The sequence below is a fragment of the Falsibacillus pallidus genome, from assembly GCF_003350505.1.
GTDB lineage: Bacteria > Bacillota > Bacilli > Bacillales > DSM-25281 > Falsibacillus > Falsibacillus pallidus.
In genome coordinates this window covers 16,671-29,622 of the sequence record NZ_QQAY01000024.1, presented here as the reverse complement: position 1 = coordinate 29,622, position 12,952 = coordinate 16,671, and the positions used below count along the sequence as shown (strand labels likewise).

The following is a 12,952-nucleotide window of genomic DNA, read 5'->3' as shown; positions in this document are numbered from 1 at the left end:
TCCATAAAAGTCATCCTTTCATAAAGATTTCTTTATGGAAGGATAACGGATTTCACCCAATATTTACACCTTTTCGCTTAACTTGACGGCTATGGGGACAGGTTCCTCGTCCCATTTGCTGGGACAAGGAACCTGTCCCCGTGTCCCTTTTTTGGGTACAATAATAGAAATAATTGTTTTCCGTTTAGGAGGAGAGCGAATGTATTTTGGCAAAGTCAAAAAGAAATTTGACGGTGACAGGGTGCCGCCGAATCAAAATGTGACAACTACTTTCCCTGTTCTTCATGCAGGCAATGTTCCGTATTATCAACAAGACTTGAAGGATTGGGACCTTAAAGTTTTTGGAGAAGTAGAAAATGAGGCTCTTTTTACCTTCGACGATTTGATGAAGCTTCCCCAAAAAATGGGATCCAACGATATTCATTGTGTAACCGGCTGGTCAAAACTTGATAATGAGTGGGAAGGAATTGCCGCTTCGGATATAGCAAGCATCGTGAAATTGAAGCCTGAAGCTCAATTTGTCATCCTCCATTCGGAAGAAGGGTGGGTGACGAATCTCCCCCTGGATGATTTTATGAGAGAGAGCACATTATTGGCTCATTCACATGGAGGACACCAGCTTACCCCTGAGCATGGATATCCACTAAGGGCGGTGGTTCCTCATCTCTACTTTTGGAAAAGCGCAAAATGGCTGAGGGCAATCGAATTTTCCAAAGTGGATAAGCCTGGATTTTGGGAGAAAAACGGATATCATAATTATGGAAATCCATGGAAGGAAGAGAGGCTCTCATGGGATTGATAGGATATGGTCTTCACTAAGTCTTTTTTCCTCTTTTTGGGATGATTTCTTTTGCTAGGGTATCGCCCACGCAAATCAGCTTTAGCCTGCATAAAAAGTAGAGAGGCCATTGAGCTGTATATAAAAGGAGGATTACCCAATGCATGAAGACATGAGAAGACCGTTTTTTGGAAGGCCAGGTTTTGGATTCGGCAGACCAGGTTTTGGGTTTGGGAGACCGGGCTTTGGTTTTGGAAGACCTGGATTTGGTTTCGGAAGGCCATGGGGCTTCGGGGGATGGGGATTTGGTGCGCCATTCCTAGGAGGCATCGCAGGCGGATTGCTGGGAAGTGCATTACTTGCACCAGGATACGGCTACGGCTATGGCTACGGTTATCCATACCCTTATCCGTACCCATACCCTTATTACTACTGAAATTGGCGAAAGACAAGGAGCCGTGCTTTGTGCATGGCTCCCTTTTGAGTTTTTAGACATGGAACCGGTGCGGATTTGTTGATTTTGCTCGGTGCTTTTAGGATCAACCGGTGCGCTTTTTGTGATTTGCTCTCAACTTTCGGTCTTAACCGCCGCACTTTGTGTGATTTGCTCTCAACTTTCGGTCTTAACCTCTGCACTTTTGGGATTTATCGCGCAACTTTCTGCTCTAACCGCTCAACTATCCATTTTGTGGAATTTGTTCTCAGGTATCAGCAGCAAAATTAGACCTCTTATCAGCCGCTTCCGCTTTTCATGATCCAGCTCCAGCGCCCAGCCCCTCGAGTCATAAGCCGTACCTCTACGGAAATCAGGATTTCCTTCGAGTTCCGTCTTATGCTGGTCGGGGCTTTCAGGGCGCTTCCGCGTTTCTCGATCCAGCTCCAGCGGCTAGAGGCTGGGAGACTTCGCTCAGCACACTTACAATAAGTCATCATCGATTCGCTATCGCTTATCGTGATTCCTTTATCTCGTGGTGCTGCGCTCCAGTCTCTACGCCTCTGACCAGCCGCTTCCGCTTTTCTTTCACCCCCACCTCAACACGACTTGCAGGTTGCAGCAGTCCAGCTCGTTGGCTTCTTTGCTGTGGAAGATGAGACTTAGTCCATCGGGGTTGAATTTGATCACTGGGGTGCTCTTGATTCCTGAGCCTTGAAGGATTTTTCCTACCTCTACGGATTTAGACTGCTGAGCCATGTCCATGATCTTTGCGGCAAATTCCCGTGATTCGGAGATTTTTCCCATCAGCAATTCTGCATCTTTCAGGAGGATTTTCATTTGCTTGGCAGATTTCATGAACAATTCGGGATTCGCTGGAGGGAAGTCGCGTATATAAAATGGATAGTAATTGGCTGCAAAAGGGGGAATCGGCCTTCTATAAGGGTAGTAAGAGGGAGGATGTAAATAGCGTCTCCTCATGGGTGTGGTCCCCTTTCTTAACGTGCAGGTTCTGATTCCTTATAAAATATGAAGCCCCTAATTTGTACTATGCTTTTTTCTCGTGTCCAAATTTTGAGGTCAATGCATAGACAAATATGGTGGCCATCCCCAAGCAGATGAGAATGATTACGGTCAAGGATCTATCATTGCTCTGCCAACGGCTCCACTTTGAATCCAATGGTTCTTTTATATGTTCAATTCTTGAACCGGCTGAATTGAGAATTTCAATTCCATATCCTCCGAGTACTAAACTGGGCTGTCCTTTTTCGATAGTTGCCCATAATTCAATCTTATCCCCACCTCGCACCTGGATGCTTTTACTCCCTGAGTAGTGTCCCCAGCCAGGGATATAGGAATAGGGGATATCCACTTCCTGCTTTACATGCCAGTCCAAAGCAGGATCCACTCGAAGGATACGCTCAATTTTCACTGTCATAACCCGCTCCTGCGACACAGGACTCTTGTGCTCCTTAATCAAAGCGTCCTTTACAATCAATCCCTTTATATGTATTTTGGCGTCAGCTCTCTTTTCATGAATGATTCCCGGATCAGGAGCAGCATAAAGAGGAGTGCTGCTTGAAAGGGCTAATATCATGAAAAAAGCAAACACAATAAATTTCTTCATTTCAAAGCCTCCTTTTTCGATTAGACGTTTATGGAAGCCCCCAGGTTGCAATGAATTTGGACAGAAAAAAGGATTCTCGTCTGCTAATCTTGAATTATCCCTAATGTAGACTAGTGGAGGAGGCATTTATCATGAAATATGAAAATACATTGATCGGGACGCTTGGAATGGAATTTGTGGAGATTGGAAAAGGGAAGGTCGTTGCGACCATGCCTGTGGATGAAAGGACGAGGCAGCCGTTTGGCTATCTGCATGGAGGGGCTTCCGTTGCATTGGCAGAAACGGTTGCAAGCGTTGGAGCCGTTGAACTGATTGATTTGGAAAAAGAAATTTGCTTTGGGCTTGAAATCAACGCCAATCACATCCGTGCAAAGAAAGACGGTGTTGTCACTGCCATTGCTGAAGCTGTTCATCGAGGCAAAAGTACGATGGTATGGGAAATAAAAATTGTGGACGAGGAAGAGAAGCTTATTTGTACGTCCAGATGCACGATGGCAGTGGTTCCAAAAAAATAAGGAAGGGCGTTTAATTGAATAATGTCTGGGAAAACAATAAAGGACTACTATTTTAAAGGAGAGATTCATTAAAATGAGCTGGTCCAAGAATGATTACCCGGATTCTTTCAAAAACCTGACAATTGATACGAAATCAAAGGCCATTGAAATCGGCAATGCTCTTCTTGACGAAGGGTATGAAGAAGAGAGGGCCATTCCGATTGCGATTGATCGGGCAAGATCGGCAATGGAAGGCGGCCAGAAGGAAGAGGAATATCATTTATTGCCGCATGACAATGGTTGGCAGCTAAAAAAAGCGGATGGACAACGTGCCATCTATGTGGAGGAAACGAAGAACAAGCTATTGGATAAGGCAAAAAAATATGCCAATGACCATGACGGTTCACTCGTCATCCATAAAGAAGACGGTTCGGTTGAAACAACGCTATATGATTCATAAAAGCTGTTTTCTTAACCATTGTTGTTAAAATCTTATAGCCGATTTTAACGTGAAAATACGAATTTTGTGCGTTGGGGTGGAGTATCCAGGCTCTTTTCTAGCTAATTTTTCTGACATGGTTGCATAGTTATCATATTTTAATGCATAAAAGCAACAAACTTTGAGAAAAGAGCCTTCATAAAAAAAGACTGGCCGGCATCGGCCAGTCTTTTCATATGTTCATTGCTTTTCTCTTTTGAGTCCATCTTTTTCATGCTTTTCTTTATCCTTCAGTTCATCGAGAACGCTTTTCTCCCACATGGGTATGCCGGTATTGTAGGCTGCCCGGCTGATCAAATGCCCAGCGACCGGCGATGTGATAAAGATAAAAACAATGGCAAGGATCAGCCTTGAATTATAGTCCCCGTCCAACGTATAGAAGTAAAGAAATGCTCCAAGCAAGACGGACATCACTCCTAGTGTAGACCCTTTAGATGCGGCGTGGTTGCGGGTGTATACATCGGGTAGGCGCAAGATGCCTAGGGCCGTCACCAAGCTTAGTAAAGCCCCGATTGCGATGAATATCCCTGCAAATACATTAATGATTTCGGTCACGTTCAATGATCTCCCCTTTCTCGAGGAATTTGGCGAATGCGACGGTGCCGATGAAAGCAAGAATCCCGACGAGCAGGATGACTTCCAAAAATGCGCTCGTTTTAAGGAGCATGGAGATGAGTGCAATCAATGCGACGAGATTTATGCCAATTGCATCAAGTGCAATGACCTTGTCAGGGATTGTGGGCCCTTTAATGACCCGATAGATCAAGGCGAGCATGGCGATGGAGATGCAGATCAACGAAATTTTCAAGACCATGTCGAGCATTATTTGCTCACCTCCAAAATCGCTTTTTCAAACGAATTTCTGATACCATCAATGGCTTCTTCCACATCAGGAACATCCATGGCATGGATATAAAGTATTTTATTATCGGAAGAGACGTCAATCACAAATGTGCCTGGCGTCAATGTGATCAAATTGGCGAGCACCGTCACTTCCCATTTCGTTTCTAGCGTGGTCGACATAGCGAATATGCCCGGCTTCATATCCAATTTCGGCTTTAAGATCACTTTAAAGACGGCCCAATTGGCCAAGAGAAGCTCCTTGATGAAAATATAGACAAGGTTCAGGACTGCAGCAGCTCTCAGCAAGTAAAAACGGCTATTGAAAAACCTTCTTAGACCGAAAATGATAAGCAGTCCTAATATATATCCGATAAAAAAATCTTTTCCTTTAAACGAGTTCTGGAGAAACATCCATAAAAATGCAAGGAAAAAGTTTAATAGTATTTGAAATGCCATTCTATTACTCCTTTAATACAGCATCTATATAGAGTGCTGGATTTTTTAGGACTTCTGCGGCCTGTGAGATATAGGAGTGTACAAATTCGGCCCCTATCCCATAGGTAATCCCGATTGCGATCAGAAGCCCTGCAGGTGCTAATAACATATAAACAGGAACCTTGCCCTCGTTTGGAAACTCCTTCGGTACTCCCCAAAAACCATTGATGAAGATTTTCATGACAGAATAGAGTACAAAGAGACTAGACATCAAGACCACAGCAGCCCCGATATAATGCCCTGCTGCAAATCCACTCTTCACCAGAAGAAGTTTTCCTACAAATCCGCTGAATGGTGGAATTCCCGCCAATGAAAGGGAGGCAAGGAAGAACATCCATCCAAGAAGGGGATAGCGCTTGATCATACCGCTGATGTTTGAAAGTCTGCTTGTTCCTGTAATGGCAATGATGATGCCGATCAATAAAAACATGGCAGCTTTTAAAAGCATATCGTGAATGAGATAAAATACAGAGCCTGTCAGTGATTCTTCTGTCATGACGGATATCCCGAATGTAATGATGCCAACAGCGATGATGATGTTGTATATGATGATTTTTTTAATATCCTCATAGGCGATGGCGCCGATGATGCCTGCCAGGATTGTCAAGATAGCCAGGACCATAAGGATTTGATGGGTATACCCTGTATCGTGGTAGAAGAACAAGGTATAGGTTCTTAAGATTGAATAGACACCGACTTTAGTTAAAAGGGCGCCGAATAAAGCCATAATCGGAGCGGGAGGTGCATAATACGATCCAGGAAGCCAGAAATAGAGAGGAAAGATCGCACCTTTCAAGCCAAATACAATCAAGAATAGTATGGCGATGACTGTAACGATTCCCGGCTGATTGATTTCAGTGATCTTTCGGGAAATGTCAGCCATGTTCAAGCTTCCGATGACAGAATAAAGATACGCTACGGTAATGACAAATAAGGCTGAGGAAATGACATTGACCAGAATATACTTAATGGATTCCCTCAATTGAATCTTTGTCCCCCCGATGACCATAAGGACATAGGAAGACATCAGCATGACCTCGAAAAATACAAAGAGATTGAAAATATCCCCTGTCGTAAAAGCCCCGTTGATACCTACCAATAAAAATTGGAAAACAGAATAATAATAGAACTTTTCCCTGCCTTCACCGATAGATCGAAAGGAATAGATCAAACAGCAGAATGCGATGATGCTTGATGTGGCTACAAGCAGGGCTGAAAGCATGTCAGATACGAGTGTGATTCCAAATGGAGCTGGCCAGCTGCCCAAATTCAATGTCTGTATGCCATCTGTATGGACCGTCTGAATCAAGATGATTGAAGCACTAATGGTCCCAATCATGGATAGACCTGAAATCCATCTTTGCAAAACAATATATTTAGTTAAAAAGATTAACAGGATCGCTGTAAACAGCGGAATGATGATCGGTAAAATCAATAAATTAATCATTGCCTTCTGTTCCTCTCATTTGGTCCATATTATCTGTACCCAATTCTTGATAGGCTCGATAAGCCAGGACTAAAAAGAATGAAGTTACTCCAAAGCTGATGACAATCGCTGTCAGGATCAGGGCCTGCGGAATGGGATCGACGTAATGCTTGGCGTGCTCTCCCAAAATCGGCACGGACCCTTTCTTTAAGCCGCCCATGGTAAGAATCAGCAAGTGGGCTCCATGGCTTAATAAACCTGTTCCGATGATGATCCGCAGCAAGCTTTTGGATAACATGAGATAGACCGCGCTGGTAAATAAAACTCCAATAATGACAGCCATTAATATTTCCATTATTCACCCTCTCCTATCGTTTGAATAATGGTCATTGTGACACCAATGACGACGAGATAAACACCAGTATCGAACAAGACTGCAGTGTGAAGGGAGGTTTCTCCCAAAATCGGCAGATCGAAATGGCTGAATGCATGTGTCAAAAACGGGACATTGAAGAGCAGGGACCCCGCACCTGTTGCAACCGCAAAGAATAGTCCGATCCCGATTAACAATTTATAGTCAATCGGGATGATCTTTGAAACCGTCTTGATATCATAAGCAAGCAGGAGCAGTACGATGGCACCGGATGTCATCAAACCACCGATGAATCCTCCGCCGGGATGATAGTGCCCTGAAAAGAATACCTGAAGGGAAAAGAGAAAAATCATGAAAACGACAACGTTCGTCACTGTCTGTAAGATGACATCATTTTTTTTCATTCGTTTTCCCTCCTTCGTTGGTTAAGCGAAGCCTGATCATTCCAAAGATGCCTAACGCTGCAATTCCAAGTACGCAGATTTCAAACATCGTATCGAATCCACGGAAGTCAACAAGGATTACGTTGACCATATTTTCCCCGCCTGCCTTGTCATGGGTGTTTTCAATATAATACTTGGCGATTGAATCAAACAATTTATTGCTGTGAGCTGAAATGGCAACCAGCGTAACAATCACACCGACCCCAATGGAAATCAAGGCATTTCCAAGTTTGAATCCGATTCCTTTTTCGTGCTTGTTCAATGGCGGCAAGTGATAGAAAGCCAAAAGGAACAAAGCAACCGAAACCGTTTCAATGACAAGCTGTGTCAAAGCAAGGTCCGGTGCCCTGAAAATAACGAAAAATAAGGAAACGGTATACCCTACAGCACCAAGCGCGATGATGGAGGTCAGCCTGGATTTTGCCAACAGGATGGTTGCCGATCCGATGACAATGATGAGTGCCAGGACAACTTCGTATACCCCAATCGGCGCAATATTGGAAACATCGATCTTGAATGCATCTTTCGTGATGAGCGTCACACCGGAAATGACGATGAAGAATAGAAAGATGTAGACAAGATAGGAGCGGATAAATCCGGTCATATATCCTTTTGTTATTGATTTTGCCCCTGATTCCAACCATTTGATGATTTGATCGTATAAATGATTGAATGTCAGCTTGTCAGGAAACCAGGAATAGATTTTCCCCCATTTTGAAAGAGTCAAATAAAGGACGACCCCTAATGCAATGACTCCGATGGTCATGAATAACTCAATTCCAGGACCATGCCAGAACGAGATGTGGCCGACAAAATGTTCACCTGGCTCCAACAGCTCCGGAAGTATCGCACCAACAGCCGGTTCAATGATGTTATAGGTCAAGATGTTCGGGAAAAAGCCGAATATGATCATCAGTGCTGCCAGAATAATGGGAGGTGCGAGCATTCCCGCAGGTGCTTCATGCGGTTTGCGCTCCAGCTTGTCCATTTGAAGCTTCCCGGTGAATGTGCGGAAAAATAACATGATGCTGTATAGGAAGGTAAAGATGCTTCCCACCCATGCGATAATCGGGAATAACAGGCCCCAAGTATCTAAGCTGAAAAGATCCATTTCCGTTACACGCACCATGCCGGTAAAGAACATTTCCTTACTGAGGAAGCCGTTGAAAGGAGGCAATCCTGCCATTGAAAATGATCCAATTAAAGCGATGGTGAAGGTGATTGGCATTAAGCCCATCAGTCCGCCGAGTTTTCGAATATCCCTAGTCCCCGTTTCGTGGTCGATGATGCCAGCGACCATGAAGAGAGCTCCCTTGAATGTGGCATGGTTGATTAAATGGAAGACCGCAGCGGCTGTCGCCACGATAAAGATATTTTCATCCATGTCCTTATAATGCAATGCAGCTGCCCCGACCCCGAGCAAGGACATAATCAGGCCAAGCTGGCTTACAGTCGAAAAGGCAAGAATTCCTTTAAGATCTGTTTGCTTTATCGCATTGAATGAAGCCCAGAACATGGTGAAGATCCCGAAGCTGCCAATAATCCAAAGCCAAACTGGGCTTTCTGCATAGACAGGGCTCATGCGTGCGACAAGATAGATGCCCGCTTTTACCATTGTTGCCGAATGGAGGTATGCACTAACTGGAGTTGGTGCCTCCATGGCATCTGGAAGCCAGATGTAGAATGGGAATTGAGCAGACTTTGTGAATGCCCCGAGAAGAATCAGCAGCATGGAAGGGATGAACAGCGGCGAAGCCATGATCAGCTCTTTATGTGTGATCAATTCACGGATGCTGAAGGTTCCCGCCATATTGTAGAGAAGGAAGATTCCCCCAAGCATGGATAATCCGCCGAATACGGTAATCAGCATGGATTTTTGGGCGCCGTAGCGAGACCCGTCTCTTTGGTACCAATACCCGATTAAGAGAAAAGAGGAAAGAGAGGTGAATTCCCAAAAAGTATAAAGGCTGATGAGGTTGTCAGAAAGGACCACCCCAAGCATGGCGCCCATGAAAATAAGCAGATAAACATAAAAGTTATGTAATTGCTCCCGTTTTTTTGAAAGATAAAAAATGGAGTAGAATACGACCAATGTCCCGATCCCTGTAATTAAAAGGGCGAATAGGAGGCTTAGTCCATCCAGGTAAGCAGTAAAATCGATCTTAAGTGAAGGAATCCAATGGATTGTCCGTTTAATTATTTCGTTTTCCCGTACAGTAGGGATAAAGTGCAGGAAATAGCCGAACAAAAGTGCTGGAACGATTAGGACAAACCACCCTGTATGAATTTTGCGAAAACCTTTATATAAAAATGGCACAAAGACTGCCATGATAAAAGGCAGAAAAATGGCTAAATGCAGCAGTGACAAAAAAATCCCCCCTTGATGAATAAAATAGCTGTCAAAAATTGCGGTTTCTACAAATTGGAAATCTATAATAAATATTCTCCTCTTTTGTGAAAACCATTCTTCCATTTAAACTCCCGCAAACCGATGTTATCTGAATTATAACGCAAAAAAAACCAGTATGCATGCGTGAGAGGTTGATTTATCCAAGTTGCTGGATTTCGTATTAAATATGTAGAGAAGTGTCAAAATAAGGAGTATTTTTTTGAATATATTTTTTCACTGCTGAAAGAATAAATAGCAGGCGGTGATGAAATGAAGAAAAAATGGACGATGGCAATCCTGATATTTACCCTGCTTTTCGGAGGAGCGTGGCAAATCCATTCGAAGCAAAAGAGAGTATATGGTCCCGGAGATGAGTCTGTTTCCTTGCTGGAGGGAGCCGATCGTGCCAATGCCGAAACAATCAAAGATGAAAAAAAGAATCATAAGACCCGGAAGCCGTTCAAACCGAGGGAATATATAAGAATCGAATCTATTACAAACGAATAATAAAAAAGATGCCAAAATTGTCATTTGCACGCATTGAGGAAAACGATACAATAAAAAGGCAAACCGACAATGAGGGGTCTATTAAAGTGAAAAATACTTACTTAACAGGCTATATGCCGCTATTATCCATCCTTTTATTCAGCTTATCCTTTTCAATCTATGGAGAGGGACAGATTATCTCCTTCTTTAAATGGATTGGATTATATAAAGGAATGCGCGAAATCATGAGTGCGGGGGAAATAAAGGTCTCACTCCTCGTGATGATTGCTCTATTCATGTTCATGCTGCTTTCTGCCTTGAAGCTTATTGCACAGACCATCCATGAATTGGCCTTATTGTTTTTTTCAAAAGATGTCGAGGGTGAAAGTTTGAAAAAGGTGCGTTCGGGAAGCCTCATTTTTTTTACAGGAGGCACTTTATCGATATTTTGTGCATTTTCTGTATGGGCGTTAGTGATCGTTTTTTTTGTCACTGCATTTGGGTATTTTGTTTTCTATTTATATAAAGTGAGTGCTGGTTTGTCTGTGATGGGGCTGGTTGGCATCATTCTGTATGAAGTGTTGTCATGGGCATTGTTTTTGCTTGTGGTCATATATTCAGGATTCCGGCTTTATCAAGGGCTGCTGGCCAGTCTTCCTATATGAGAATATTGAGAGTGAATCCACTCGCTTTCCGCGGACGAACCCGCAAGCCTCCTCGCTTCGCTGTGGGGTCTTGCCGGCCCGTTTTTCCGCCGGAGTCTCGCGGATTCCCTCTAAATCAACCAAAAACCCCTTTCATATCTCCTATCTATCCATCATCGTTTTCTTCCAGATTTTCAAATGAGGCGCAGTTGATTCTATGGATTGCATGCTTGAGGGGATGTCCCTGCCGACCCATACGCCTGCGAGCAAGTCATCTTTGATGCCTATGAACCAAAAATCCTTATAGTCATTTGTTGTGCCGGTTTTTCCTCCGATGTATGCTGCTGGAATGGATGCTTTCCGGCCCGTCCCATTTTCAACGACAGATGCCATAAGTTCCTTCATTTTTTTCGCTGTGGACATAGACCATACTTTCACTGGCTTATCATGCCATTGATATAGAATTTTGCCGCTGCGGTCCGTTACTTTTGAAATGGCTCTCGCAGGCTGGTAATAGCCGTTGTTTACAAAAGCTGAATAAGCATTAGTCAATTCGAGTGGAGTCATCCCATATGTGAATCCCCCAATGGCTGCCGGCAGCCTATAGTCTTCAGGCTTCAGCTGTTCGAATTGGAAAGGGGCCAAGTATGAGAAGGCTTTTTTAATGCCTGTTTTACTGAGGAGCCTGATAGCTGGTGTATTATAAGAAAACGTAAAAGCAGTCTTTAAAGAGACATCTCCATAAAATGAACCACTATAGTTGGAAGGACAGTAGTTGTTTTCACAGAATGGCGCCCCGGATACTTTATCTGAAACACCTGCATGGAAGGTCTCGATATAAGGTCCATAGTCGAGCAGGGGCTTTATAGCAGAACCCGGCTGACGGAATGCTTGATATGCACGGTTGAATGAACCTTCTTTATAATCTTTTCCCCCGACGACTGCAGCAATATGATGATCTTTATACTGAATGACAACTTCTGCGCCTTCTTCTGGCTGACCGTTTAGCTGCTGATCGACAGCGCTGGAGGCAGCAGCCTGTATACCGGGGTCCAGGCTGGTATGGATGACGGCACCTGATTGTAATACTTCCTTCACACGTTGATTTAAATCCTCTTCTGCTCTTTTCCTGATTGTTGAATTCGCAGATTGCAATTTTTGCTTGAAGCCATCTTCTGCAGCAATCAAATCCCGCAGCTCTTTTTTTGCCAAACTCGCATAATCCGGATATTGATTATGTTTCTTATAAGGGACCAGGTTGATTCTTTCCTGTTTAATAGTCTTGGCTTCCTGCGCCGTCAGCTCTTTGTTTGCGGCTAAAAGATCCAGCAGGCGTTCCTGCCTATTTTTGGTGTCTTTAAAATGGACATAAGGATCATATTTTGACGGGTTATTCGGGATAGCGGCAATAAACGCCATTTCCCCTTTGGACAGTTCGGATAGCGGTTTTGAAAAATAATATTCAGCAGCCGCCTCTACTCCATAAACATTGTGCTGAAAGTATATAGCATTTAAGTACTTTTCGAGGATCTGGTCTTTCGTAAAAGTATTCTCGAGCTCATAGGCGATAAGAATCTCTGAAGCTTTGCGCTTATAGTTTTTTTGGTTGTTTAAAAATAGATTGCGGGCAAGCTGCTGCGTGATGGTGCTTCCGCCTTGTTCAATGCCGGAAGACTTCGTATTCTCCATAAATGCACGGGCAATGGCGCTCATATCAAATCCGTTATGGCTGTAAAAGTCCCTATCCTCTGAAGTAATGAAAATCTGCTTGATAAAAGCCGGGATGTCTTTACCAGAAAGGGAAATCCGAAATGGATGCTGATCCTCTGCGAAGACCTGACCATTTTTATCAAGAAAAACACTCGCTTCTGGCAAGCGAGTGTCAGATACATTTATTTTTTTATCTAAAAGGGTATTAAAACGCTGTGAATCCCCAGCATCACGGATGAAGCCGGAGAGAATGACTGCAAATAAAATGAACATGATGGATATGGCTGAAATGCCTGTAAACGTCCGCACTTT

General features: G+C 43.6%; 16 protein-coding genes. 6 read left to right on the top strand and 10 right to left on the bottom strand.

All coding sequences use genetic code 11. The features are described 5' to 3' along the window. Positions 1-199 precede the first annotated feature (199 nt). Positions 200-799, top strand: coding sequence for a sulfite oxidase-like oxidoreductase (locus tag DFR59_RS19160; protein ID WP_114747270.1), 600 nt, complete (start codon positions 200-202; stop codon positions 797-799). Positions 800-938: 139 nt separating this feature from the next. Next, the gene (locus DFR59_RS19155) at positions 939-1,214 is read left to right on the top strand and encodes a hypothetical protein (RefSeq protein ID WP_114747269.1); all 276 of its coding nucleotides are present in this window, start codon (positions 939-941) and stop codon (positions 1,212-1,214) included. A gap of 585 nt (positions 1,215-1,799) precedes the next feature. On the opposite strand, the gene DFR59_RS19150 is transcribed toward DFR59_RS19155, so the two are convergent. Together DFR59_RS19150 and DFR59_RS19145 are read right to left on the bottom strand one after the other, a co-directional pair. Next, positions 1,800-2,192: a YuzC family spore coat inner layer protein gene (locus DFR59_RS19150; protein WP_114747268.1), complete on the bottom strand. Its 393-nt coding sequence runs from the start codon at positions 2,190-2,192 to the stop codon at positions 1,800-1,802. Positions 2,193-2,259: 67 nt separating this feature from the next. Then, complete coding sequence (locus DFR59_RS19145; protein WP_114747267.1) at positions 2,260-2,838, bottom strand: hypothetical protein; 579 nt, start codon at positions 2,836-2,838, stop codon at positions 2,260-2,262. Positions 2,839-2,969: 131 nt separating this feature from the next. Here DFR59_RS19145 and DFR59_RS19140 point away from each other — a divergent pair, with 131 nt between their 5' ends. Both DFR59_RS19140 and DFR59_RS19135 read left to right on the top strand, forming a co-directional pair. Further along, complete coding sequence (locus DFR59_RS19140; RefSeq protein WP_114747266.1) at positions 2,970-3,353, top strand: PaaI family thioesterase; 384 nt, start codon at positions 2,970-2,972, stop codon at positions 3,351-3,353. A 73-nt stretch (positions 3,354-3,426) separates the two neighbouring features. Beyond that, on the top strand, positions 3,427-3,792 hold the full coding sequence (locus DFR59_RS19135; protein ID WP_114747265.1) for a DUF2188 domain-containing protein: 366 nt from the start codon (positions 3,427-3,429) through the stop codon (positions 3,790-3,792). A 219-nt stretch (positions 3,793-4,011) separates the two neighbouring features. Here DFR59_RS19135 and mnhG read toward each other — a convergent pair whose 3' ends face one another. The 7 genes from mnhG to DFR59_RS19100 are packed head-to-tail and all read right to left on the bottom strand — an operon-like array spanning position 4,012 to position 9,779. Next, complete coding sequence (mnhG, locus tag DFR59_RS19130) at positions 4,012-4,386, bottom strand: monovalent cation/H(+) antiporter subunit G (protein WP_114747264.1); 375 nt, start codon at positions 4,384-4,386, stop codon at positions 4,012-4,014. After that, complete coding sequence (locus DFR59_RS19125) at positions 4,370-4,645, bottom strand: Na(+)/H(+) antiporter subunit F1 (protein ID WP_425454729.1); 276 nt, start codon at positions 4,643-4,645, stop codon at positions 4,370-4,372. The genes mnhG and DFR59_RS19125 overlap by 17 nt, the downstream gene beginning before the upstream one ends. Before the next feature lie 8 nt (positions 4,646-4,653). Further along, on the bottom strand, positions 4,654-5,130 hold the full coding sequence (locus DFR59_RS19120) for a Na+/H+ antiporter subunit E (RefSeq protein WP_114747262.1): 477 nt from the start codon (positions 5,128-5,130) through the stop codon (positions 4,654-4,656). 4 nt (positions 5,131-5,134) lie between these two features. Continuing rightward, the gene (locus tag DFR59_RS19115; RefSeq protein ID WP_114747261.1) at positions 5,135-6,616 is read right to left on the bottom strand and encodes a Na+/H+ antiporter subunit D; all 1,482 of its coding nucleotides are present in this window, start codon (positions 6,614-6,616) and stop codon (positions 5,135-5,137) included. Further along, a complete protein-coding gene (locus DFR59_RS19110) occupies positions 6,609-6,950 on the bottom strand; it encodes a Na(+)/H(+) antiporter subunit C (protein WP_114747260.1) in 342 nt (113 codons plus the stop codon). The genes DFR59_RS19115 and DFR59_RS19110 overlap by 8 nt, the downstream gene beginning before the upstream one ends. After that, a complete protein-coding gene (locus DFR59_RS19105; protein ID WP_114747259.1) occupies positions 6,950-7,372 on the bottom strand; it encodes a Na(+)/H(+) antiporter subunit B in 423 nt (140 codons plus the stop codon). Before DFR59_RS19105 ends, DFR59_RS19110 begins: the two co-directional genes overlap by 1 nt. Continuing rightward, positions 7,359-9,779: a Na+/H+ antiporter subunit A gene (locus tag DFR59_RS19100; protein WP_114747275.1), complete on the bottom strand. Its 2,421-nt coding sequence runs from the start codon at positions 9,777-9,779 to the stop codon at positions 7,359-7,361. Before DFR59_RS19100 ends, DFR59_RS19105 begins: the two co-directional genes overlap by 14 nt. Positions 9,780-10,070: 291 nt before the next feature. Between DFR59_RS19100 and DFR59_RS19095 the strand changes: the two genes are divergently transcribed. Further along, the gene (locus DFR59_RS19095; RefSeq protein WP_114747258.1) at positions 10,071-10,307 is read left to right on the top strand and encodes a hypothetical protein; all 237 of its coding nucleotides are present in this window, start codon (positions 10,071-10,073) and stop codon (positions 10,305-10,307) included. 86 nt (positions 10,308-10,393) lie between these two features. Further along, positions 10,394-10,951 carry a DUF5366 family protein gene (locus DFR59_RS19090; protein ID WP_114747257.1) on the top strand — a complete coding sequence of 186 codons (558 nt, stop codon included), beginning with the start codon at positions 10,394-10,396 and terminating at the stop codon, positions 10,949-10,951. A gap of 141 nt (positions 10,952-11,092) precedes the next feature. Here the strand turns inward: DFR59_RS19090 and DFR59_RS19085 are convergent, their stop codons facing one another. After that, positions 11,093-12,949, bottom strand: a complete 1,857-nt coding sequence (locus DFR59_RS19085) for a transglycosylase domain-containing protein (RefSeq protein ID WP_245948536.1) — start codon at positions 12,947-12,949, stop codon at positions 11,093-11,095. Between the last annotated feature and the right edge of the window lie 3 nt (positions 12,950-12,952).

Bases quoted from the DNA above. Each gene is read 5' to 3' on its own strand.
- DFR59_RS19160 (WP_114747270.1), top strand. From the start codon at position 200: ATGTATTTTGGCAAAGTCAAAAAGAAATTTGACGGTGACAGGGTGCCG.
- DFR59_RS19155 (WP_114747269.1), top strand. From the start codon at position 939: ATGCATGAAGACATGAGAAGACCGTTTTTTGGAAGGCCAGGTTTTGGA.
- DFR59_RS19150 (WP_114747268.1), bottom strand. From the start codon at position 2,192: ATGAGGAGACGCTATTTACATCCTCCCTCTTACTACCCTTATAGAAGG.
- DFR59_RS19145 (WP_114747267.1), bottom strand. From the start codon at position 2,838: ATGAAGAAATTTATTGTGTTTGCTTTTTTCATGATATTAGCCCTTTCA.
- DFR59_RS19140 (WP_114747266.1), top strand. From the start codon at position 2,970: ATGAAATATGAAAATACATTGATCGGGACGCTTGGAATGGAATTTGTG.
- DFR59_RS19135 (WP_114747265.1), top strand. From the start codon at position 3,427: ATGAGCTGGTCCAAGAATGATTACCCGGATTCTTTCAAAAACCTGACA.
- DFR59_RS19125 (WP_425454729.1), bottom strand. From the start codon at position 4,645: ATGGTCTTGAAAATTTCGTTGATCTGCATCTCCATCGCCATGCTCGCC.
- DFR59_RS19120 (WP_114747262.1), bottom strand. From the start codon at position 5,130: ATGGCATTTCAAATACTATTAAACTTTTTCCTTGCATTTTTATGGATG.
- DFR59_RS19115 (WP_114747261.1), bottom strand. From the start codon at position 6,616: ATGATTAATTTATTGATTTTACCGATCATCATTCCGCTGTTTACAGCG.
- DFR59_RS19110 (WP_114747260.1), bottom strand. From the start codon at position 6,950: ATGGAAATATTAATGGCTGTCATTATTGGAGTTTTATTTACCAGCGCG.
- DFR59_RS19105 (WP_114747259.1), bottom strand. From the start codon at position 7,372: ATGAAAAAAAATGATGTCATCTTACAGACAGTGACGAACGTTGTCGTT.
- DFR59_RS19095 (WP_114747258.1), top strand. From the start codon at position 10,071: ATGAAGAAAAAATGGACGATGGCAATCCTGATATTTACCCTGCTTTTC.